The sequence below is a fragment of the Curtobacterium sp. PhB136 genome (genome assembly GCF_004346855.1).
GTDB lineage: Bacteria > Actinomycetota > Actinomycetes > Actinomycetales > Microbacteriaceae > Curtobacterium.
In genome coordinates this window covers 1-22337 of sequence record NZ_SMGH01000011.1, presented here as the reverse complement: position 1 = coordinate 22337, position 22337 = coordinate 1, and the positions used below count along the sequence as shown (strand labels likewise).

Annotated in this window: 19 protein-coding genes and 1 tRNA gene; 3 read left to right on the top strand and 17 right to left on the bottom strand. The window is 71.8% G+C overall.

The window, feature by feature from the left end; genetic code table 11:
- Nucleotides 1-27 precede the first annotated feature (27 nt).
- The 15 genes from EDF27_RS18105 to rplU all read right to left on the bottom strand — a co-directional run bounded on the left by EDF27_RS18105 (nt 28) and on the right by rplU (nt 16019).
- Entirely contained in the window at nt 28-3489 is a 3462-nt protein-coding gene (locus EDF27_RS18105) for an error-prone DNA polymerase (RefSeq protein WP_132050357.1), read from the bottom strand.
- Nucleotides 3490-3502: 13 nt separating this feature from the next.
- Nucleotides 3503-5122, bottom strand: a complete 1620-nt coding sequence (locus EDF27_RS18100) for a DNA polymerase Y family protein (protein WP_132050355.1) — start codon at nt 5120-5122, stop codon at nt 3503-3505.
- Nucleotides 5119-5949, bottom strand: coding sequence for a hypothetical protein (locus EDF27_RS18095; RefSeq protein ID WP_243698420.1), 831 nt, complete (start codon nt 5947-5949; stop codon nt 5119-5121). The genes EDF27_RS18100 and EDF27_RS18095 overlap by 4 nt, the downstream gene beginning before the upstream one ends.
- Before the next feature lie 70 nt (nt 5950-6019).
- The gene (locus tag EDF27_RS18090) at nt 6020-7573 is read right to left on the bottom strand and encodes an anthranilate synthase component I family protein (protein ID WP_132050352.1); all 1554 of its coding nucleotides are present in this window, start codon (nt 7571-7573) and stop codon (nt 6020-6022) included.
- Nucleotides 7552-8472 carry an aldose 1-epimerase family protein gene (locus EDF27_RS18085; protein ID WP_165931563.1) on the bottom strand — a complete coding sequence of 307 codons (921 nt, stop codon included), beginning with the start codon at nt 8470-8472 and terminating at the stop codon, nt 7552-7554. Before EDF27_RS18085 ends, EDF27_RS18090 begins: the two co-directional genes overlap by 22 nt.
- 80 nt (nt 8473-8552) lie before the next feature.
- Nucleotides 8553-8628 (bottom strand) — tRNA-Ala (locus EDF27_RS18080).
- A gap of 108 nt (nt 8629-8736) precedes the next feature.
- A complete protein-coding gene (gene rsfS / locus EDF27_RS18075) occupies nt 8737-9126 on the bottom strand; it encodes a ribosome silencing factor (protein ID WP_123653943.1) in 390 nt (129 codons plus the stop codon).
- A 116-nt stretch (nt 9127-9242) separates the two neighbouring features.
- Complete coding sequence (locus tag EDF27_RS18070; RefSeq protein ID WP_132050350.1) at nt 9243-10808, bottom strand: hypothetical protein; 1566 nt, start codon at nt 10806-10808, stop codon at nt 9243-9245.
- Nucleotides 10805-11404 (bottom strand): nicotinate-nucleotide adenylyltransferase, encoded by a 600-nt coding sequence (gene nadD, locus EDF27_RS18065; protein WP_123653945.1) that lies wholly within the window; start codon nt 11402-11404, stop codon nt 10805-10807. The genes EDF27_RS18070 and nadD overlap by 4 nt, the downstream gene beginning before the upstream one ends.
- Before the next feature lie 11 nt (nt 11405-11415).
- The gene (locus EDF27_RS18060) at nt 11416-11616 is read right to left on the bottom strand and encodes a hypothetical protein (RefSeq protein ID WP_123653946.1); all 201 of its coding nucleotides are present in this window, start codon (nt 11614-11616) and stop codon (nt 11416-11418) included.
- 41 nt (nt 11617-11657) lie between these two features.
- On the bottom strand, nt 11658-12923 hold the full coding sequence (locus EDF27_RS18055) for a glutamate-5-semialdehyde dehydrogenase (protein ID WP_123702833.1): 1266 nt from the start codon (nt 12921-12923) through the stop codon (nt 11658-11660).
- Between the two features lie 49 nt (nt 12924-12972).
- Nucleotides 12973-13791 carry a glutamate 5-kinase gene (gene proB / locus EDF27_RS18050; protein ID WP_123653948.1) on the bottom strand — a complete coding sequence of 273 codons (819 nt, stop codon included), beginning with the start codon at nt 13789-13791 and terminating at the stop codon, nt 12973-12975.
- A gap of 7 nt (nt 13792-13798) precedes the next feature.
- Entirely contained in the window at nt 13799-15358 is a 1560-nt protein-coding gene (gene obgE, locus EDF27_RS18045; protein ID WP_123653949.1) for a GTPase ObgE, read from the bottom strand.
- A gap of 86 nt (nt 15359-15444) precedes the next feature.
- Nucleotides 15445-15696 (bottom strand): 50S ribosomal protein L27, encoded by a 252-nt coding sequence (rpmA, locus tag EDF27_RS18040; protein WP_071298800.1) that lies wholly within the window; start codon nt 15694-15696, stop codon nt 15445-15447.
- A 14-nt stretch (nt 15697-15710) separates the two neighbouring features.
- Nucleotides 15711-16019 carry a 50S ribosomal protein L21 gene (rplU, locus tag EDF27_RS18035; protein WP_123653950.1) on the bottom strand — a complete coding sequence of 103 codons (309 nt, stop codon included), beginning with the start codon at nt 16017-16019 and terminating at the stop codon, nt 15711-15713.
- Nucleotides 16020-16209: 190 nt separating this feature from the next.
- Between rplU and EDF27_RS18030 the strand changes: the two genes are divergently transcribed.
- The gene (locus tag EDF27_RS18030) at nt 16210-16482 is read left to right on the top strand and encodes a DUF4031 domain-containing protein (protein WP_123702835.1); all 273 of its coding nucleotides are present in this window, start codon (nt 16210-16212) and stop codon (nt 16480-16482) included.
- 122 nt (nt 16483-16604) lie between these two features.
- Here EDF27_RS18030 and EDF27_RS18025 read toward each other — a convergent pair whose 3' ends face one another.
- Nucleotides 16605-17435 carry a hypothetical protein gene (locus EDF27_RS18025; RefSeq protein WP_132050348.1) on the bottom strand — a complete coding sequence of 277 codons (831 nt, stop codon included), beginning with the start codon at nt 17433-17435 and terminating at the stop codon, nt 16605-16607.
- Nucleotides 17436-17437: 2 nt separating this feature from the next.
- Nucleotides 17438-20362, bottom strand: a complete 2925-nt coding sequence (locus EDF27_RS18020; RefSeq protein ID WP_132050346.1) for an Rne/Rng family ribonuclease — start codon at nt 20360-20362, stop codon at nt 17438-17440.
- 336 nt (nt 20363-20698) lie between these two features.
- Between EDF27_RS18020 and EDF27_RS18015 the strand changes: the two genes are divergently transcribed.
- The gene (locus EDF27_RS18015) at nt 20699-21298 is read left to right on the top strand and encodes a vitamin K epoxide reductase family protein (RefSeq protein WP_243698419.1); all 600 of its coding nucleotides are present in this window, start codon (nt 20699-20701) and stop codon (nt 21296-21298) included.
- Between the two features lie 94 nt (nt 21299-21392).
- Nucleotides 21393-22247: a thioredoxin domain-containing protein gene (locus EDF27_RS18010; protein ID WP_123653954.1), complete on the top strand. Its 855-nt coding sequence runs from the start codon at nt 21393-21395 to the stop codon at nt 22245-22247.
- Nucleotides 22248-22337 lie beyond the last annotated feature (90 nt).

The window sequence follows — 22337 nt, the reverse complement described above, 5'->3', positions numbered from 1 at the left end:
GCTCGCCGCGCTCACTGCCCGCGCCGCTCACTGGAAGTCCCGGGGACGGGTCCGGACGGACAGGGACAGGTGCTCGATGCGGTCCGCGACCACGTTCACCACGCCGTCCGGCGACCGCTCGAGGATCCCCCGCACGATCACCGCCGGCGACTCGCGCGCCACCCGCCGGTAGCGCCCCCACACCCCGACGCTGCAGATCACGTTCACCAGGCCGGTCTCGTCCTCGACGTTCATGAACGTGATGCCCGACGCCGTCGCCGGTCGCTGCCGGTGCGTCACGATGCCGCCGACCTCGATCCGCCGCCCGGTCTCCGCCGTCGCGAGGTCCCCCACGCTCAGCACACGCTTCGCGACGAGCCGGTCCCGCACGTGGCGCACCGGGTGGTCGTCCGTCGTCATGCCCGTCGACCACATGTCCGCGATGAGGACGTCGCCGCTCGTCATCTGCCCGAACAGCGGCGGCTGCACGACCACCTGCGTGTCCGGGAGCTGGTCGGCTCGTTCGGCCGCTGCCTGCGCGGCGGACCACATGCCGCCGCGGCGGTCCACACCGAACGGCGCGAACGCATCGGCGGCGGCGAGTGCCTCGAGCTGCGCCGTCGTGAGGCCGACCCGGCGGGCGAGGTCGGACATGTCCACGAACGGGCCGTTCGCGTCGCGCTCGGCGACGATCCGCTCGGCGCTCTTCCGGCCGAGGGACGCGACCTCGGCAAGGCCGAGGCGGACCGCGAAGGCCCCGTCGCGACGGTGCCGGGCGGTGTCGTCGGGCAGCGCCTTGTCGAAGGGCAGCACGGGGTCCTGCTCGGTGGCGAGACAGCCGTCGTCACCGAACCCGTGTCCGTGCCCGTCCGCGTGCCCGTGCGCGACGGGATCGGCGCCGGCACCGGCAGGCGCCCCGGCCGGTTCGAGCGTCGCGTCCACGCCGGAACGCAGGATGTCCGGCCGGAGCACCGTCACCCCGTGCCGCCGGGCGTCGGCGACGAGCGTCTGCGGCGAGTAGAAGCCCATCGGCTGCGCCCGGAGCAGCGCCGCCAGGAATGCCCCCGGGTAGTGCAACCGCATCCACGCGCTGGCGTAGACGATGAGCGCGAAGCTGATCGAGTGGCTCTCCGCGAAGCCGAAGTTCGCGAACGCCTGGATCTTCGCGTAGATCGCGTCCGCGTCCTCGCCGTGGATGCCGTTGTCGGCCATCCCCGCGTAGAGCTTGTCCCGGAGCCGGTCGATCTTCTCGTGACCGCGCTTGGACCCCATCGCCCGCCGGAGCAGGTCGGCGTCGTCGCCGGAGCAGTTGCCGACCGCGATCGCCATCTGCATGAGCTGCTCCTGGAACAGGGGCACCCCGAGGGTCCGTTCGAGCACGGGTTCGAGCGACGGGTGCATGTACGTGATCGGCTCTTCGCCGGTGCGCCGACGGATGTACGGGTGCACCGCGCCGCCCTGGATCGGCCCCGGGCGGACCAGCGCCACCTCGATCACGAGGTCGTAGAACCGCCGCGGGAGCAGCCGGGGCAGCGTGCCCATCTGCGCGCGCGACTCCACCTGGAACACCCCGATCGTGTCCGCCCGGCAGAGCTGGTCGTAGACGCCCTGTTCCTCCTTCGGGATGGAGTGCATCTCCCAGCGCTCCCCGCAGTGCTCCGCGGCGAGGTCGAAGGAGTACTGCAGCGCCGCGAGCATCCCGAGCCCGAGCATGTCGAACTTCACGAGCCCCATGTAGGCGCAGTCGTCCTTGTCCCACTGCAGCACGGTGCGGCCGTCCATCCGGGCGTGCTCGATCGGCACGACTTCCCCCACGGGGCGGTCGGTGAGCACCATGCCGCCGGAGTGGATGCCGAGGTGCCGCGGGAAGCCGAGGACGTCGCTGGCGAGCCCGACGACGCCCGCCGGGATGTCGTGATCCTCGCTCTCGGTCACGGAGCCCCACCGCTCGACCTGCTTCGACCAGGCGTCCTGCTGCCCCGGGCTGTGGCCGAGCGCCTTCGCCATGTCCCGCACGGCGCCCTTCGGCCGGTAGGTGATGACGTTCGCGACCTGTGCGGCGTTGTACCGGCCGTACTTGTCGTAGACGTACTGGATCACTTCTTCCCGCCGGTCGGAGTCGAAGTCGACGTCGATGTCGGGTTCTTCGTCGCGCATCGCGGAGAGGAACCGCTCGAACGGCAGCCCGTACCGGATCGAGTCCACCGCGGTGATCTCCAGCAGGTAGCAGACCGCCGAGTTCGCCGCGGACCCCCGGCCCTGGCAGAGGATCCCCCGCCCGCGGGCGTACTGCACCATGTCCCGCACGATGAGGAAGTACCCGGGAAAGTTCTTCTCCTGGATCACCGACAGTTCGCGTTCGATGCGCTCCCGCTTGTGTGGGTCGACGCCGTCGGCGCTGCCCGGGTACAGCCGTCGCGCGCCGTCCCAGGTGAGTTCGCGCAGCCACGACATCGCGGTGTGCCCGTCCGGCACGTCGAGATCGGGCAGCCCGGGCTTGACGGTCTTCAGCTGGAACCCGAGCTCGTCGGCGAGCGTGACGGTGTGCTCGATCGCCCCGGGGTACCGCGCGAAGCGCCGTGCCATCTCGGCGCCGGAGCGCAGGTGCGCGGTGTCCGCCGCAGGCAACCAGCCGTCGATCTCGTCGAGACTCCGCCTGGCCCGGACCGCGGCCAGCGCCGTCGCCACCGGGAACCGGTCCGGGGTGGCGTAGTGCACGTTCCCCGTCGCCACGACCGGCAGCGCGTGCTGCGCCGCGAGGGCCGCGAGGACGTCGTTCCGGGCGCTGTCGAGCGGGTCGCCGTGGTCGAGCAGCTCGACGATGACGTTCCCGGTGCCGAAGCGGTCGAGCAGCGCGCGGAGGGCGGTCTCCGCCGCGGACTCCCCGCCCTGCTCGAGGGCTCGGCGGACGGTGCCCTTCCGGCACCCCGTGAGCACCCGCCAGTGTCCGCCCGCCCGTGCGGCGAGGTCGTCGAGGTCGTACCGCGGCCGGCCCTTCTCGGACCCCGCGGCGAGGTGCGCGCTCGTCACCGCCCCCGCGAGCCGGTGGTAGCCGTCCTGGCCGTCGGCGAGCAGGAGCAGGTGCGAGCCCTCGGGGTCGGGGACGCCGTTCTGCGGCTCCGTCAGCCCGAGGGAGAGCTCGGTGCCGTAGACCGTGCCCACGCTCGGGTAGGCCTCTGCCACCTCTGCCATCCGGGCGGCACCGTAGAAGCCGTCGTGGTCGGTGAGCGCGAGGGAGTGCAGGCGCAGCCGTGCCGCTTCTTCGAACAGGTGCTCCGGCTGGCTGGCGCCGTCGAGGAAGCTGAAGGTGGAGTGCGCGTGCAGCTCGGCGTACGGGACCACCGGCCCGGTGTCACCGTCCGGCAGGCCTGCGGGCTGGTACGGCGCACGCTTCCGCGACCACGCCGGACTGTCGCCGCCGTCACCGTCCGTCGCCGTCCCCGGGCTCCGCTTGTCGGAGAGGGCACGCTCGAACTGGGACCACGGGATGGGTGGATTGCTGTAGCCCATCAGGCTGCTCCGTTCACGTCGCCACGGCTTCCGCCCACCACCGGTGGTCCGCGAGCACCAGGTACCAGGCCCGCCCGTCGGCGTCGACGAGCTGCAGGCGGTGCAGTCGTCGGCCGCCGGCATCCCACCACCGCACGACGAGGGGCCACGGGCCCGCCCACGCCGTGACCGCGGCGAACCGGCCGCCGCGGTCACCATCGGCGCGGAACCGCTCCGGCACCCCGGAGAGCACCCCGCGGTCGTCGACGTCCACGCTGCCGCCGTCCCCGGCGACGACGTCCACCGGCCGCGGGCGTTCGAGCACCGTGGCCGGCGGCGGCCCCGGGAGCTTGCCGGGCCACGGGCGGTCGCGCACCGCGGCGAGGTCGGCGGGTGGGGCGTCACCCCACGGCACGAGCACCATCCGCTCGGACAGCGTGCGTCCGCCGCCGATGCGCGGGGTCACGACGCCGTCGTGGCCGACCATGCCCTGCACCCGGGCGAGACCGTGGTGCACGCGTTCGTCCGGCCCCGAGCCCCAGAGCCCGCGCTCGTGGTTCGCCATGTCGTCGACCGCGACCGGCTCGAGCACGACCGAGGTCACCGGCGCTTCGAGGCCGGTCGGGTCGACCCCGCCGGCGAGCTGCCAGCGCACCCGGTCGACCACGTCGGCGGCGTCGAACCAGCGCGGGTGCGTCCAGGTGCGTTCGAGCAGGATGTCCCGCTCGTCGACGATCCCCACCCGGATGCTCGTCGCGACGAGCCCCGCGGCACGGAGCCGTGCGGCGAAGTCGTCGGCCGAGCGGCGGAACGCGAACGCGATCTGGTCGGCACGGTCGAGTGGCGGTTCGAAGGAGGCTTCGATCCGGAGTTCCGGCGGCACGTCGCGCGCGGAGATCTCCCGCGGGTCGCGTCCGCTCGCCAGCCGGTGCAGGAACGCCCCGGCGACGCCGAACCGGTCACGGACCTGTTCGTCGCCGAGCGCGGCGAACTGCCCCAGCGTGACGATGCCGAGGCGGTCGAGCACCGATGCGAGGTCGGGGTCCCCGAGCACCCCGAGCGGCAGCCGCGCGAGGAAGTCCGCCGAGCCCGACACCGGCACGATGCGCACCCGCTCCCCCGGGCGCACCGGCCGGGCACGTGCTGCCTGCTCCGCCGCGAACGGAGTGTCCGCCACCCCGGCCCGCACCGCCGGGGCGCCGTGGTCGGCGGCGATCCCCGCGAGGGTCACCGCGGCGGCGCGTTCACCGCCGTAGTACCGCGCCGGCCCCCTGGACCGCAGCGCGAGGGTGCCGGGCCGCACGACTTCGACCCCGGGGACCGCGGCTTCCACCGCGCGGATGACCGGCTCGAACGCCCGGTGGTCGAGGGCGTCGTCGTAGGGCTGCACGACGAGTCCCGGGCAGCGTGCCTGGGCTTCCCGGACGCGGAGCCCGCGGGCGACGCCGTCCTGCCGCGCGGACGCCGAGCACGCGAACACCAGCCCCTTCACGATCAGGGCGAACGGCTGTTCCGGCGGCGCACCGGCAGCCCGGGCCGCGGCGATCACCGGCCAGTCCGGGCACCAGAGCACGATGGTCCGGGTGGGCGGTGGCTCGGGCAGCGCACCGCCCCGGGCGACCGCGTCCGCACGGACGCGCCCCGACGCGATCACGACGCCACCGCCACGGGACGGAGGTCCCTGCGGAACCCGTGGCCGTCGCCCGGCAGCTGGACCGGCACCGGCGACGCTGCCCGGACCGCGCCGTCCGCAGCGGGCAGCAGCAGCTCGGCGGTCGTCGGGCGCACCGCACCGGCACGTCCGGTCGCCGTCACGGTCGCCCGACGCTCGGTCAGGTGCCCGTGCCCCTGCCCGATCCCGCTCCACTCCGACGCGGTGACCCGCAGCGTGACGTCGGCCCCCGGCCAGGAGCCGAGCGCCACGAGGGCACCGCCGCGCTGCCGCAGCCGGGCCGAGAGCCGTGCGACGTCGCCGGGGACGACCCGGCCGAGGGGACGGGTGAGGACGATCTGGGCGACGTCGGCCATCGCCGCCGTCACCGCGAGCCACTGGTCCCCCGGGTCCGGCACCAGCACGAGCCGCTCGAGGTCGATGCCGGCGGCCGCCGCGGCTTCCACCCCGAAGGACGGCACCCCGACCACCGCGCACCACGCCCCCGCCGCCGAGGCCGCCTGCAGCATGGTCATCGCGAGCAACACGGACTCCGGGACGGCGTAGGTGCCCCCGACGCGGATCGCGCCACCGGGCAGCAGGGGTTCCAGCGCGGGCGCCGTGGGGAGCCCGGCGGTGTCCACCCGGGTCGACTCCATGTCGGCGACCCGGGAGCGCAGCGACGTGATCCGGTCGAGCGCAGCACGGGCGTCACCGATGTGGTCGGTACCGGCAGCACCGGCAGCGCGCGCACCGGGTGTGCGCCCGACCCGATCCGGGCCGGACGACCGGAGTGCCGTCGCCGTCTGCATCCCCTCATATTCGAACATGTGTTCGATGATGTCAATCAGCACCGACATCGTGTGGACAACCAGGTCGAACACCCGTTCGATCCACAGGTCACCAGCGGGCGACGGCCCCCAGACTGCCGAGCACCGAGCGCGTCTTCGTCTCGACCTCGGTCGCCTCGTCCGCCGGCACCGACGACCACGTCACGGCCCCACCGGCCCCGAGCGTCCGCGAACGGACCACGGCACCAGCATCAACACCAGCACCAGCACCAGCACCAGCACCGAGACCAGCACCGGGCCCGACCACCGTCACCAGTGTGCGGATCACCACCGACAGATCGACCGCCCCGCTCGCCGAGAAGTACCCGATCACCCCCGAGTAGACCCCGCGCGGTGCCCCCTCGAGCCGGTCCGCGATCGCCATCGCACTGATCTTCGGCGCTCCCGTCATCGACCCCGGCGGGAACGCCGCCCGCACGACGTCGGCACGGGAGACCCCCGGCGGCAGCGACGCACCGATCGTCGACACCATCTGGTGCACGCTCGCGTAGGTCTCCACGTCGCACAGCCGGTCGACGTGCACCGATCCGGGCACCGCCGTCCGGAGCAGGTCGTTCCGCAGCAGGTCGACGATCATCACGTTCTCCGCGCGGTCCTTGACGCTCGCCGCGAGCTCGTCCCGGGCCGCCGCGTCAGCCGCAGCGTCGGCGAGTCGTCGCCTGGTCCCCTTGATCGGTTCGGCGAGGACGGACCCGTCCGCGTCGATCCGCAGGAACCGCTCCGGCGACCGGCTCGCCACGCGGAGCGGTCCGAGCCGCAGGTACGCACCGAACGGGACGGGGTCCGTCGCGCGCATCCGCAGGTACTCGTCGAGCTGCGGGTCCGCACCGGGGCCGACCCGAGCCTCCCGTCCGGTGCCGGGGAGGGCGAAGGCGGTGGTGAGGCAGACCTGGAACGCGTTGCCGTCGCGGATCTCCGCACGGCACGCGTCGACCGCGGACTCGTGGGCGGCTCGCGTGACGCGGCCGGTCGCCTCCACGCCGGACGGGAGGCTCGGGGACACGTCGCGGACGTCGGTGGCCGCTGCCAGGGTGGCCACCGAGTCGAGCCACGCCCGGTTCGCGGACGACGCGTCCGGTTCCGTGTCCACCACGAACGCCAGCGCCCACGACGCCCCGTCGTCACGGACCACGACGGCCCGGTCGACGAACCGCACGTCGGCGTCCGCGTGGCCGTCGGCGGTCCGGTCGGGGCCGCCGGACTCCCGACCGAGTTCGTACCCGAGGAACCCGACCCAGCCGAGTGCGAACCCGAGCCCCTCGATCGGTCCGTCCAGTGCCGGGGTGGCGGCGAGGAGCTCGGCGAGCACGGTGAAGGCCGGTTCGTCCGCAGCACGACTCGCGCCGAACCATGCTCGTGCGGGCATGGACACGTCCAGGACGGCTCGCCGGTCCTCGTGCCGGAACCGGGCCGCGAACGGGCCGTCGCACGGTGTGAGGATCGACCACCGGGCCCGCGCGTGCGCAGCCGACGGAGCACCGTGCGGCACGGCCGAGTCGAGCCAGACGAACTCGTCCCGTTGTGCTCGTGCGAGCCGGCGCAGGTCGATCCCGTCCAGCCGGCGGGACTCGATCCGCGGGGTCAGACCGCCTGGATCGTCCACGATGCGGGGAACGAGGCACCCGGGTCGAGCACGACGAGTCCACGCTCGGCACCCGCGTTGAAGGCGTCGGGGGCGCACGTCATCGGCTCGACCGCGAGCCCGGCACGGTGGTACTCCGGCACGACGTGGTCGGCGGTGTGGACCTGCGCCCAGGCGCACTCGTCGCCGAAGACCATCCGGACACCGTGACCGTCGGCCGCGGTGAGGGTGATCGACGCGGTGCCGTCCGCGCGGTCGAAGCCGGTGAACGCGTGGTCGATGAACCGCGTGCCGATCAGCGTCGGCGTGCGGAGGTCGAACTCGTCGTGCACGGGCACGAGCGCCGTGGGGACCAGCCGGTCCTCGGTGACCTCGAGCACCTCGGCCGCAGGCAGGGTCAGCGTCCAGTCGTCGACGGTCCCGGTGCCGGCGGAGAGGTACGGGTGCGGGCCGGTCCCCCACGGAGCCGGCCGGTCCCCGGTGTTCGTGCCGGTGACCGTCGTGTGCAGCCCCTGCTCGTCGACGCGGTACTCCACGCGCACGACGACACGGAACGGGTATCCCTCCTGTGCCGCGATCGTCGTCGTCAGGACGACACGGTCCGGCGCGACGGACTCGACGTCGAAGTCGGTCCAGCCGACGAGCCCGTGCAGGGCGTGGGAGCGCTTCGGTTCGGTGAGCGCGAGCTCGTGGTCCTGGCCGTCGAACGTGTAGCGACCGTCGACGACGCGGTTCGGCCACGGGGCGAGGACGGCGCCGCGGAACACCGGGCGGACCTCGTCGGCGGCGAACGGCACCACGAGGTCACGGTCCTGGTGCTGCAGGCTCCGGAGCGTGGCCCCGACGGTCGCGATCTCGGCCGTGTAGCCGGCCGCGGCGATGGTCAGTTGCGTTCCGGACAGCGGGGCGTCGTTGCTCATGGGCTCAGCGTAGCGAACCGCTCGAGTCGATCGGCGGACACGGAAAAGCCCCGCGCTTCCGGAGAAGAGCGGGGCTTCGTTGGTGGATCTGAGGGGACTCGAACCCCTGACCCCCTGCATGCCATGCAGGTGCGCTACCAGCTGCGCCACAGACCCAGGTCGTTGCTGCTTTCGTGACTCCGGCTTCCCGGAGGCACCATAGAAGCGTACACCATCGCCGACCCGGGGAACGAAATCGAACCCGCACCCCGGGCGCGTCGGGGCTTACGCCGAGTGCTCGGCTGCGGACGCCGCAGCAGCGACGTCGAGCGGGATGGTCGGGCAGTCCGACCAGAGGCGCTCGAGCGAGTAGTACTGGCGGTCTTCTTCGTGGAAGACGTGCACGACGACGTCACCGAAGTCGATGAGGACCCAGCGGCCTTCGCTCCGACCTTCGCGACGGAGGGTCTTCGCGCCCGCCTGGAGCATGCGGTCCTCGACCTCGTCGGCGATGGCCATCACGTTGCGCTCGTTGCGCCCCGTGGCGAGCAGGAACACGTCGGTGAGCTGCAGGGGGCCGGTCACGTCGAGGGCGACGAGGTCTTCGGCCTGCTTGGCGTCGGCCGCACCAGCGGCGACCTGCACGAGTTCCAGTGCGCGTGTGGAGGCGGTCACGGAGTCCTTCCGGTTGTCATCCAGCACGGTGCCGGATCGGACACGATCATAAGCCACGCCACCGACGGCGGCGAGGGCGGGGCGCGACGGGGAGTCGGCCCCTCGTGAGAGCGGGGTCAGCCGCCGAAGAAGTTCGTCGACACGAGCGCGACGACGATCACGGCGGCCGCGGCGACGCAGACGCTGCCGACGGTCACGGCGAGCACGACCGGCACACGCGATTCCTTCGGCTTCGCGGCGGCGAGCACCACCTGCCGGGTCGAGGTGTGGCTCGACACGGCACGACTGGCACGCACGGGGCTGGCGTCGGTCTCGGGCTGCTCGTCGTGCTGCTCGAGGAGGCGGTCGACCTCGGCGCCGTCGATCGGCCGGTGCGACCCGGTCGAGGACAGCGAGGCGGGCAGGTCGATCGATCCGGTGAGGATGACCTCGCCGGTGGCGTTCAGCGCGCCCGTGGGGTCGGCCAGGGCGGAGTTCGGCAGGATGATCGCGTTCGTCCGGGTCTCGGCGATCCGGCGCGTGCCGGTCTCCTCGTCGTGGACCTCGGTGTCGTGCGAGTCGTGCGCCTGCGTGGACCAGTGCCCCACCGGCGGTTCGAAGGCGGTCGTCAGCGGCTTCGGCTCGGGCGTGCGGCGGAACGCGACACCGGGAGCGTCGTCCGCCGGCTGCGGGGCGCTCTGGACGGGGACCTCGTTGGTGTCGTCGTCCTCGGCGTCGAGCGAGAGCGGGAACACCCCGGGGGTGGCTGCGGCAGCGGCGGTCGGAGCCGGCGGGACCGTGGCGATCGGCGCAACGTCAGCAGGCGCTGCGTCGACCGGCGCTTCGTCGGCAGGCGCTGCGTCGGCCGGTGCGGCATCGGCCGGTGCGGCATCGTTCGTCGCAGGTTCTGCAACGGGGGTCGGCTGCTCGACGGCGGACTGGTCGTCTGCGGACTGGGGCGCCCACGTCGAACGGTGCCGGCGCGGTTCCTCGGCGTGCGCGGCTGCTTCCTCGAGCGGCTCGAGCGCATCCGGTGACCCGTCGGCGGAGGTCGCCTGTTCGACCGCGGCCTCGTCGAGCCGTGTGGTCTCGGGGGTGGGTTCCTGCCAGTCCGACGGCGCGGCGTGCGGCTCGGGAGCGGACACCGGCGCATCGGATGCGGGCGACCCGACCGATGCGGCAGCGGGCCCGGCAGCAGGCGCAGGCGCGGGCGTGCTCGGACCGGCGAACCCGGACGGGGCGGTCGGCGGGGTGGTCTGCTCGTCGTCGTCCTCCAGCGACGCGACGGTCCCGAGGACGTCCTGCACGGTGCGGTCCGAGGACTGCGGCGTGGGGTTCTGGAGCGGGACCGGTCGGACACCCTGTCCCTCGGCCTCGCGCATCTGCCGGATCTGGCGACGGGTGAGCCCACCGGTGCCGGGGACGATCTCGGTCGCGGATGCCGGCGGCTGCTCGGGCACACCACCAGCGGGGAGCTGCACCGGCACGGACCCGGGCGCGGACGCGATCGGCGCAGCGGACTGCGCCGGCGCGGGTGCAGCCGGCGCGACGTGCGAACCGGGTCGGCGACGAGCGCCGGGCTCCGGGGTGGTGGAGGGGACGGTCGGCGGCGGGGTCACGGGCTGCGCGCCGCCCGAGGCGGCGCGCTCGCGCTCGCGCGCCTGACGCCGCGACAGTGGCGGCTGCGCGTCGGACGGACTCATGCAACGCTCCGATACAGATGGTGCTTGGTGATGTACTGGACGACACCGTCGGGGACCAAGTACCACACGGGATTCCCGCGTTTCACCCGGTCGCGGCAGTCGGTCGACGATATGGCCAGCGCGGGGACTTCGAGCAAGCTTACGTCGCGCTCGGGCAATCCGGTGATGCTCAAGTTGTGCCCTGGGCGGGTCACGGCGACGAAGTGCGCGAGGTCCCAGAGGCCATCATGGTCTTTCCAGTCGACAATCTGCTGGACGGCGTCTGCGCCGGAGATGAAGACGAGCTGTGCGTCGGGGCGCTGGTCGTGCAGGTCCCGGAGCGTGTCCACCGTGTAGGTCGGGCCGGGACGGTCGATGTCCACGCGGCTGACGGTGAACATCGGGTTCGATGCGGTCGCGATGACCGTCATCAGGTAGCGGTGCTCCGCGTCGGTCACACCGGACTTCATGTACGGCTGTCCGGTGGGGACGAAGACCACTTCGTCGAGGTCGAACGACTTGGCGACTTCGGACGCGGCCACGAGGTGACCGTGGTGGATGGGGTCGAACGTCCCGCCCATCACACCGATGCGTGGTCGCCCCGAGCTCTCGAGCATCGAGCAGTGCGTCAGATCTTGGTGTGGCCGAACTCGTCCACACCGGTCTCGTGGGTGCGGGTGGCTTCGAACTTGTTCGAGTGGCGGTACGCGACGTCACGGAAGGACCAGGTGACGAACCCGAGGAACGCGAAGAACGCGGCAGCCACGACCGGGAAGATGAACGCGGGGACCGACGAGGCGTGCTCGGCGGCTTCAGCGAGGAGGGTCATGGTGCGATGCTCCGATCGGTCGAGGAAGGCTGCGGACCAGTCTAGCCGCGGATCTGGCCCTGTCCGCGCACGACCCACTTGGTGCTGGTCAGTTCGGGCAGCCCCATCGGCCCCCTGGCGTGCAACTTCTGCGTGGAGATGCCGACCTCGGCGCCGAACCCGAACTCGCCGCCGTCGGTGAAACGCGTCGACGCGTTCACCATCACGACCGCCGAGTCCACCGCGGCGAGGAACCGCTCCGCCGTGTCGACGTCGTTCGTGACGATGGACTCGGTGTGGTGCGTTGACCACTGCGCGATGTGCGCCATCGCGGCGTCGACGTCCGGCACGACGCGGATCGACAGGTCGAGGTCCATCGACTCCGTGGCCCAGTCGACGTCCGTGGCCCGGAGCACGCCCGGCACGATCGCCCGGGTCTCGTCGTCCCCACGGAGCGTCACGCCCGCGGCACGGAGCCGGGCGGCGAGCGTCGGGAGGAGCCGTTCCGCGGCGGACCGGTGCACCAGCAGCGTCTCGAGGGCGTTGCACACGCTCGGGCGCTGCACCTTGCTGTTCAGCACGATGTCGACGGAGCGGTCGAGCGGCGCGGACTCGTCGAGGAAGACGTGCACGACGCCGGCGCCGGTCTCGATCACGGGGACCTGCGACTCGGTGACCACCGTCTGGATGAGCGACGCGCTGCCCCGCGGGATGAGCACGTCGACCAGCCCGCGGGCACGCATCAGTTCGGTCGCGCCCTGCCGCCCGAACTCGTCGATCGTCTGCACGACCGCCCGCGGGAGCCCGACGGACTCGACGGCGTCCTGCAGCCGGGCGACGAGCACCGCGTTCGTGCGCTCGGCAGCGGACCCGCCGCGGAGCACGACCGCATTGCCGCTCTTCAGGGCGAGGCTGGCGATGTCCACCGTGACGTTCGGACGCGCTTCGTAGATCGCACCGACGACCCCGAACGGGACCCGGACCTGGGAGAGCTGCAGGCCGTTCGGCAGGACGGACCCGCGGACCGACTGCCCGACCGGGTCGGTGAGACCGACCACGTGCTCCACCGCGACCGCGAGCGCTTCGATCCGGGCGGGGTCGAGCCGCAGCCGGTCGAGCAGGCCACCGGAGAGCCCGCTGTCCTCACCGGCGACGAGGTCACCGTGGTTCGCGGCGACGATCTCGTCGGTCGCGGCCCGGACCGCTCGGGCGATGGCTCGGAGCGCGCTGTCCTTCACCGCGGTGGTCGCCGTCGCGAGTGCGGCGGCCGCAGCGCGTGACGCGACGAGCTTGTCCGTGAGGGTCGGTGCGGGTGCGGTCAGCGACATGGCTCGATTGTAGGTCGGCCACCAGCACCGTGACGGTGCGCGACGCCCGTCAGGGACGTGGGGCCGCGTGGAACCAGGTGCCGACGGGCTCGCCCGCCAGTGCCTGCTCCACGAGCGCGGTCGCCGTCACGAGGACCGACGTGCCCGCCTCCGCGGCGAGCCGGGCCGCGGCGACCTTCGTGCCGGCTCCCCCGGTGCCGACCCCGGACTTGCCCACCGATCCGAACGTGACCCCGGCGAGCTCGTCGCCGAACGGGACCTCGTCGATGCGGGTGGCCCCCGGCAGCTCCGGCGGCCGCGTGTACAGGGCTTCGACGTCGGAGAGCAGCACGAGCGCGTCGGCGCCGAGCAGCCGCGCCACCAGGGCCGCGAGCCGGTCGTTGTCGCCGAAGCGGATCTCGTGCGTGGCGACCGTGTCGTTCTCGTTGACGATCGGGAGCACGCGGAGCGCGAGCAGCCGGTCGATCGCCCGCTGCGCGTTCACCCGGTGCGTGGGGTTCTGCAGGTCCCCGGCGGTCAGCAGGATCTGCGCCGCGACGACGTCGTGCCGGTCGAGCTGCTGCTGGTACCGGAACATCAGGACGTTCTGCCCGGTGGCCGCAGCCGCCTGCTGGGTGGCGAGGTCGTCCGGGCGGCCCTCGAGCCCGAGGAACGGGAACCCGGTCGCGATCGCCCCCGAGGAGACGAGCACGACCTCGGTTCCCCGCCCGTACGCCGCGGCCAGGGCATCGACGAGGGCACCGATCTGCCCGGTGTTCTCCCCGCTGACCGACGAGGAACCGACCTTCACGACGATCCGGCGGGCGCGCGGGATGTCCGAGCGCTCCCGGACGGTGCCGAGCGCGGTGCGGTTCGTCGTGTCGGTCATGCCCGGATCAGTCCCTGCTGTCGCTGCCGTCGTCGCCGGCCGCGCTGCCGCTGGCCGCGCTGTCTCCGTCGTCCGCCCAGAGCCCGGAGACGCGCTCCTGCTCGAGCTCGGCACGTGCTGCGGCCTTGGCGTCCATGCGCTCGAAGTACTCTTCGCGACGCTGGTTGCGGGTCGGGCGCATGTTCATGTCGACACGGGCATCCGTTCCGCGGGCGCTCGTGATGAGCTCCGCGGTGGACGTGAGGGTCGGCTCCCAGTCGAAGATCATGCCGCCGTCGCCGCCGATGACGACGGTCGACCCCGCGACGGCGCCGGCCTTGAACAGGCCGTCCTCGACGCCGAGCTTGGCGAGCCGGTCGGCGAGGTAGCCGATCGCCTCTTCGTTCTCGAAGTCGGTCTGCTGCACCCAGCGCTCCGGCTTCGACCCGCGGACGCGGTAGAAGCGGTGCTCCTCGCCACCCTCGGCCTTGACCGTGAACCCGCCCTTGGCATCGACGGCCTTCGGACGGATGATGATGCGCTCGGCTGCGGGCTCGGACGCCTTCGCCGCGCGGGCCTGCTCGACGATGCCACCCAGCGCGAACGAGAGCTCGCGGAGGCCCTGGTGGGACGCGGTCGAGATCGCGAAGACGCGGTAGCCGCGGGCTTCGAGCTCGGGGGTGACGAACGCGGCGAGTTCCGCGGCGTCCGGGACGTCGATCTTGTTGAGCGCGATGAGCTGGGGGCGCTCGAGGAGCGGCACCTGCCCCTCCGGCACCGGGTACCGCTCGAGCTCGCGGAGCAGCACGTCGAGGTCGCTGATCGGGTCGCGGCCCGGGTCGAGCGTGGCGCAGTCGATGACGTGCAGGAGCACCTCGCAGCGCTCGACGTGGCGGAGGAACTCGAGGCCGAGGCCCTTGCCCTCCGATGCACCCTCGATCAGCCCGGGGACGTCGGCGACGGTGAAGCGCACCTCACCGGACTCGACGACGCCGAGGTTCGGGGTGAGGGTCGTGAACGGGTAGTCCGCGATCTTCGGCTTCGCGGCGGAGATCGCGGCGATGAGCGAGGACTTGCCGGCGCTCGGGTACCCGACGAGTGCGACGTCGGCGATGGTCTTCAGCTCGAGCCGGACGTCGCCGCCTTCGCCTTCGGTGCCGAGGAGCGCGAACCCGGGGGCCTTGCGCTTCGTGGTCGCGAGTGCGGCGTTGCCGAGACCACCCTGACCGCCCTGGGCCACGACGACGCGCATGCCGGGCTCGGTCATGTCGGCGAGCAGGTCGCCGTTGTCCTCGTACACCACGGTGCCGACGGGCACGGGCAGCTCGAGGACCTCACCGGAGACCCCGCTGCGCATGTCGCCCATGCCGGGCTGACCGTTCTTGCTGGAGCGGTGCGGCGACCGGTGGTAGCCGAGCAGGGTCGTGACCTGGGGGTCGGCGACGAGGACGATGTCCCCACCGTCACCGCCGTTGCCGCCGTCCGGGCCGGCAAGCGGCTTGAACTTCTCGCGACGAACGGACACGCAGCCGTTGCCGCCGTTCCCCGCGCTGAGGTGCAGGATCACGTCGTCGACGAACGTCGCCATCGGGTGTCACTCTTTCGTAGAAATGGGAAGGAGGGGCAGGCACTCGGCCTGCCCCTCCTCCTGAAGTACTGCGTCGTCAGTGGTGCTTACGCGTTGACGATGTTGATGACCTTGCGGCCACCCTTGGTGCCGAACTCGACCGAGCCGGCTGCGAGGGCGAACAGCGTGTCGTCGCCACCGCGACCGACGTTCGCGCCCGGGTGGAAGTGCGTGCCGCGCTGGCGGACGATGATCTCACCGGCGTTGACGACTTCGCCACCGAACCGCTTCACGCCGAGGCGCTGTGCGTTCGAGTCGCGACCGTTGCGAGTGGAACTCGCACCCTTCTTGTGTGCCATTGTCTACTCCCGCCTTACGCGATCTTCGTGACCTTGACGCGCGTGAGTTCCGCGCGGAAGCCCTGGCGCTTCTTGTAACCGGTCTTGTTCTTGAACTTCTGGATGATGACCTTCTTGCCGCGGAGGTCCTCGAGCACCTCGGCGGTGACGGTCACCTTGGCCAGGTCGGTCGCGGCGGAGGTGATGTTGTCACCGTCCACGAGGAGCACGGGCGCGAGCTCGATGTTGCCCTTGTCATCGGCCTTGGCGCGATCGATGGTGATGATCGTGCCGACCTCGACCTTCTCCTGACGGCCGCCGGCGCGCACTACTGCGTAAACCACGTGGAAATCCTTACGTAACTCTGCTTGAGGGAAGTCTCGGGTGCCCAGGCGCGATCTGGCCGGTGGGAACCGGTGATCGGCGACACAGGCAGCAGGGCCGATTGACCAGACCGCACAGTGACACCAGGGATCGAGAATACTCGATGGGCATGGGTCCGGTCAAACGGCGACACGCACGTAGCATGTCTGAGTGACCGTGTTGATCGACCCGCCGACGTGGCCCGCACACGAAACCGTGTGGTCGCACCTCGTCAGTGACCTATCGTACGCGGAACTCCACGACTTCGCGGCACGTGCCGGTGTGCCACGCCGTGCGTTCGACCACGACCACTACGACGTGCCCCTCGCGCGCTACGAGGAACTGGTGTCGCTGGGGGCCACGCCGGTCACCGGGCGCGAGCTGGTCCTGCGGCTCATCGCCAGTGGGCTGCGGGTCGCGCAGCGCGACAAGCGCGCGCACTGACGACACGCGCACTGACGACGCGCGCACTGACGACCGGCCTGGAGGCGCGGCTCGGCCCCGGCTCGCGGGTGCGGGCCGGGAGACGGCGCGTCGACCGCCGCGCTCCGGCCCCCGCGGCGCGCTCAGCGCGCGGCCGGCGGTCCCCACGGGTTCGCGGGCGGCGCGGACTGCTGTGGCGCCGGGGGTGCCTGCTGCTGCGGCGTCTGCTGCTGCGGGGGCGCGAAGCTCGTCGCAGGCACCGCGTCCGCCGGACGGACCGTGCCCGGGGTGCCGGGAGCGCCGGCGCCGGGACGACCACCACGAGGGCGGCCGAGCCACAGCCACGCCACGGTGGCCGTCGCGAGGAGCATCACGGTCAGCGGGATGCCGCGCTGTACCGGGGAGGTGAGGACGTCGATGACGAGCCGCTTCGGCCCGGACCCGATCGCCCCGTACGCCCCAGTGAAGACCCCCACGAGCGCCAGCGCGACGGTCCCCGCGGCACCGCCGAGCACGGCGCGGAGCAGCACGACGGGCAGTGGGCTGCGCCGGGTGATCGGCGTCAGGAAGGCCAGCCCGAGGAAGGCACCCGCGTAGAACGGGAAGGGGCTGAGGAACACCGCGGTCGCGAAGCCGAGCACCACGCTCTGGCCGCCGTAGGACCCGAACGGCCCGATGTACAGGCTCGTCCCGATCATGCCGACGAGCCCGGAGGCGGCCTGGACCGCCAGGACCGCGACGACGGCGATCGCCGCACCGGCAGCGGCGGATGCCGAGGCTCCCGGCGCGAACACCGTGGTCGGGCTCCCCGGCGCACGCGGCGTGCGGGGCGGCCGCGGGGGTGCGTACGGCCCGGTGCCGTACCCACCACCCTGCGGCTGCTGTGCGGGCGGCTGCTGCGCGGGCGGCTGCTGCTGCCACCCGGCGCCGTAGTACCCCCGGCCGTCCCCCGGACGCTGCTCCGGACCGCTCACGCTCAGTTCCCCAGGATCACGGGGCCGTCGTCGGTCGGGGTCTCCCCCGAGGTCGCCGGAGCGCTGATGCTGCCGGACGACACCCGACGCGAGCGTGCTCGGCCCTGACCGGGCTGCTTGGGCTCCGGGAGCGCCTGCAGCACCGAGTCGAGGAGCGAGTCGGCGTCGGGCGCCTTGCGGGGCTCGCGCTTCGTCACCGCGACGGGGATGTCGAGGATCGCGACGGTGGTGTCGGTCGGGGTGACCGGCGCCGAGGACGAGACACGACGGCGCGTCGGCGCTGCCGGGGCCGTGGCCTCGGGCGCGACCGCCGGCGCAGCGGCAGCAGCCGGCGCGGCGGCCGGAGCAGCAGTGGCCGGGGCAGCAGCAGGCGCGGCAGCCGGTGCGGACACCGTCAGGATGCCGTCGTCGGTCGTCGGCGCGGACTGCTCGGAGCTCGCACGGCCACCACGACGGCGGCGGCGCTTCGACCCACCGGAGGACTCCCCCTGCGGCTCGGACGCCTCGGGCGACGACGAGGAGGGCGCTGACACCGGGGACTCGACCGTGGCCGGGGACGAGGGCGCCGAAGCGGCGGCCTCTTCCTCGTGCGCGAGGGTGGAGGCGGCGATCCGGGACAGCGCGTTCTTCACGTCGTCCGTGATCTGGTGCGCCTGTGCCGACTTCGACTCGCCACCGTTGTGGCCGCCGGCCCCGGACCCGCCGTTGCCGCGCGAGGCGTTCCCGTTGGAGCCGTTCCCGTTCCCGGTGGAACCGTTGCCGTTCGACCCGTTGCCGTTCGACCCGTTGTCGGACCCGTTGCCACGACCCTTGCGGCGACCCTTCGAGGGGCCGGGGTCCGCGTTGTTGTCGTTGACCTTGGCGTTGACCTCGTCGAGGGACTCGCGGAGCCCGACGCCGATCTTCTTGCGGGTCATCTGGACGAGGCCGAGCGAGGTGACCTCGGCGACCTGGTGCTTGGTGCGGTCGCGGCTGAGGCACTCGACGAGACGACGGAGCACGAGGTCCCGGTTCGTCTCGAGCACCATGTCGATGAAGTCGACGACGATGATGCCGCCGATGTCGCGCAGGCGGAGCTGACGGACGATCTCCTCGGCGGCCTCGAGGTTGTTCTTCGTGACGGTCTCCTCGAGGTTGCCCCCGGAGCCGACGAACTTGCCCGTGTTGACGTCGATGACCGTCATGGCCTCGGTGCGGTCGATGACGAGCGAACCGCCGGAGGGCAGCCAGACCTTGCGGTCGAGCGCCTTCTCGATCTGCTCGTTGAGGCGGTACTCCTCGAAGGAGTCCGGGCCGTCGTACAGCTCGACGCGGTCCTTGAGGTCCGGCGCCACGGCGGTGAGGTACTCGTCGATGGTCTCGCGCGCGGCGTCGCCGTCGATGATCAGCTTCGTGAAGTCCTCGTTGAAGACGTCGCGCACGATCTTGACGAGCAGGTCCGGCTCCGAGTGGAGCATGACCGGCGCGTGACCGTTCTCGACCTTCTTCTGGATGGCTTCCCACTGCGCGGTGAGGCGCTGGACGTCGCGGGTGAGCTGCTCCTCGGTCGCACCCTCGGCAGCGGTGCGGACGATCACGCCCGCGTGCTCCGGCAGCACTTCCTTGAGGATCTTCTTCAGGCGGGCACGCTCGGTGTCCGGGAGCTTCCGCGAGATGCCGTTCATCGAGCCGTTCGGCACGTACACCAGGTACCGGCCGGGCAGCGAGACCTGGCTGGTCAGCCGGGCGCCCTTGTGGCCGACCGGGTCCTTCGTGACCTGCACGAGGACCTTGTCACCCGGCTTCAGCGCGGCTTCGATGCGACGACCGTGGTTGCCGGTCTCGACGGAGTTCCAGTCGACCTCACCGGCGTAGAGCACGGCGTTCCGGCCGCGGCCGATGTCGACGAACGCGGCTTCCATCGACGGCAGGACGTTCTGCACCTTGCCGAGGTAGACGTTGCCGATGAGCGAGACGTTGTGCGACTTGGTGACGTAGTGCTCGGCGAGGACGTTGTCCTCGATGACACCGATCTCGATCTTCTGCGCGCTCGAGCGGACGATCATCTGCCGGTCGACGCTCTCGCGGCGGGCGAGGAACTCGTCCTCGGTCACGACCTGGCGCCGGCGTCCGGCATCGCGGCCGTCACGGCGGCGCTGCTTCTTCGCCTCGAGGCGGGTGGAGCCCTTGATGCGCTGCGGCTCGGTGATGAGCTCGACCTCGCGGCGGCGCGGCTCCTGGTGGTCACGGGGCTCGCGGTGGTCGCGCGGTTCGCGGTCGGCGCTCGAGCCACGACGGCGGGTCCGGCGACGGCTGCCGCCCTGGACGTCGTCGTCCTCGTCGTCCCAGCGGTCGTCGCGCTCTGGGCGGGCGGCGCGGGTGGGCAGCTCCGGCAGGACCGGCGCGTGGAAGATCAGGCTGAGCGTCGAGGTCGCCTTCGGCGTTTCCGGCTCGGGCGCCGCGGGCGTCTCGTCCGGCTGCTCGGCGACCTCGGCCTCGGCCTCGGTGTCCTGCGCGGCGGACTCGGCGACGGCGGTCGCCTCGGCAGCAGCGGCGGCGCCGGCATCAGCGGCACCGGCGTCATCGGGCTCGGCCTCACCGGGCTCGGCGACGACCGGCAAGTCACCGGTCAGTGTGCTGACGTCGCTCGGCGCGTCCGTCGTCGCGGTCGCGACCGACACCTCGACGGAGACCGTCGCGTCGGTCGCGGTGCCGTCCTCGACCGGACGGGAGGCACTGCTCGCCTCAGGCGTCGCGGTCTGGTCGGTCTGCGCGACCGTCTCGGTGCCCTGGTCGGTGACCGTGTCGACCGCGTCGGTCGACTCGGTCGACCCGCCACGGGCCTCCTGGCCGGACCGGGCGCGGCGACCGCCGAACAGGCGGCCCCGTCGCTTCGGTGCGGCGTCGTCGTGGTTGTTCGTTCCGTTGTTCTCGTTCTGCTCCACCATGGACTGGTGCACTCCTCGGCCCCGCTCCCACCCCGAGGGGCGGCGGGAATTCTGTAGTTGTGGCGGGCGGCGGCGACGCCACCCACACTCGCTGGTCAGTGACCGTCCGGCGTCGACATCTTGTGCGGTCCGCGCTCGTTCCGTGCGGAGCACCCGGCCCCGCTCGGCTCGGCGTCGGAGTGACGCGTCGTCCGGTCACGGCACGCTCTCACCGTGCCTGATCGTCCGGGCTGGTGCCCGGAAAGCTCTCGTCGTCGGGTGGATCTCCCACCCGACCCTGTGATTATCGCACGCGACGCCCGGGAAGGCGCGGAGCCGTCGTGTCATGATGACGCTGTGAGTACGACTGCACCAGCCACCCGTCGCCCGGTCGCCATCGCGGTCCTGCTGCTCGTGACCGGCGCGGTCGCCTTGTACGCGGCGTTCCGGCTGGTGCTCGACGAGTTCGAGAAGTACGCGAACCCGGACGCGGTCCTCAGTTGTGACGCCAGTCCGTTCATCAGTTGCTCGGACGTGATGGCGAGCTCGCAGGGGCACCTGTTCGGCTTCCCGAACCCGCTGCTCGGGCTGATGGGCTTCGTCGCCCCGATCGCCGTCGGGGTGGTCCTGCTCGCGGGCTTCCGCGGGACGCGGTGGTTCTGGATCGTGTTCAACGCGGGCGTGTTCCTGGCCTGGGTGTTCGTCACGTGGCTCTTCACGCAGACCGTCTGGTCCATCGGCGCGCTCTGCCCCTGGTGCATGCTCGTCTGGGCGATGACGATCCCGATGTTCTGGGTCTTCACGGTCTGGAACATGTCCCGCGGCACGTTCGGTGCCCGCGGTCAGCGCATCGGGAAGGCACTGTTGCCGTTCTGCTGGGCGATCCCGCTCGCGAACTACCTGGTCATCGTGGTGGTCGTCCTGATCATGTTCCCGACGGTGCTGACCTCGCTCTGAGCCGCCGCAGTTCGGTGACACGTCACCTGATTCCTGGACTCTTCTCAGCCAGGAGGGCCCGTCGGCGCGTCGTCAGCCGTTACGCTCGTTCCCGATGAGCGACAACGAGAGCAGCAAGAAGGCTCGCCGGAACGCCGCACGGGAACGTGCCGCCGCCCAGCGCGAGAAGGAGAAGTCCCGCCGGCGCCGCAACCGCACGCTGACGATCAGCGGCATCATCGTCGGTGGTCTCGCCGTGATCGCGGTCGTCGTGCTGGTGATCGCCAACTCGATCCAGCCCGTGGGCCCCGGACCGAAGAACATGGCGAGCGACGGCATCCTCTTCAAGGGTGAGAACAGCCAGATCGTCCCCGTGACGACGAAGGCCATCCCCGAGGGCGGCAAGCCGACCGCCACGAAGCAGGACGACTCCCTCGCGAACATCACCGTGTACGAGGACTACATGTGCCCGTACTGCAACCAGTTCGAGACCGCGCAGATGACCCAGATCAAGCAGTGGGTCCAGAGCGGGTCCGCCACGCTCGAGATGCACCCCTTCAACCTGCTCGACCGCTCCTCGCTCGGCTCGAAGTACTCCACCCGGGCCGCTGCGGCCGCCGCGTGTGTCGCGAACTACCAGCCCGACGCCTTCCTCGACGTGAACGCCGCGTTCTACGAGAACCAGCCGTCGGAGAACACCCGCGGTCTCTCGAACGCGAAGCTCGCCTCGATCGCGAAGAAGGCCGGCGCGACGGACAAGGACATCGCGTCCTGCATCACCGACCAGAAGTTCGCCGGCTGGGTCGGTGACGCCACGAACCGGGCGCTCACCGAGAAGATCCCGAACTCGTCGCTCGACAAGCTCACCGGCACCCCGCTCGTGCTCGTCAACGGCAAGCAGTACAGCGGCACCCTGACCGACACCGACGCGTTCGCCGCGTTCGTCGAGCAGAACGTGAGCGCCAGCTAGCTGTAGTTCCCCGGGACGTTGTGAACGGGTGACGTAAGTGAAGACCTCCGGGACGATGTGAGTTACCACACACCACGTCGTCACCGGAGG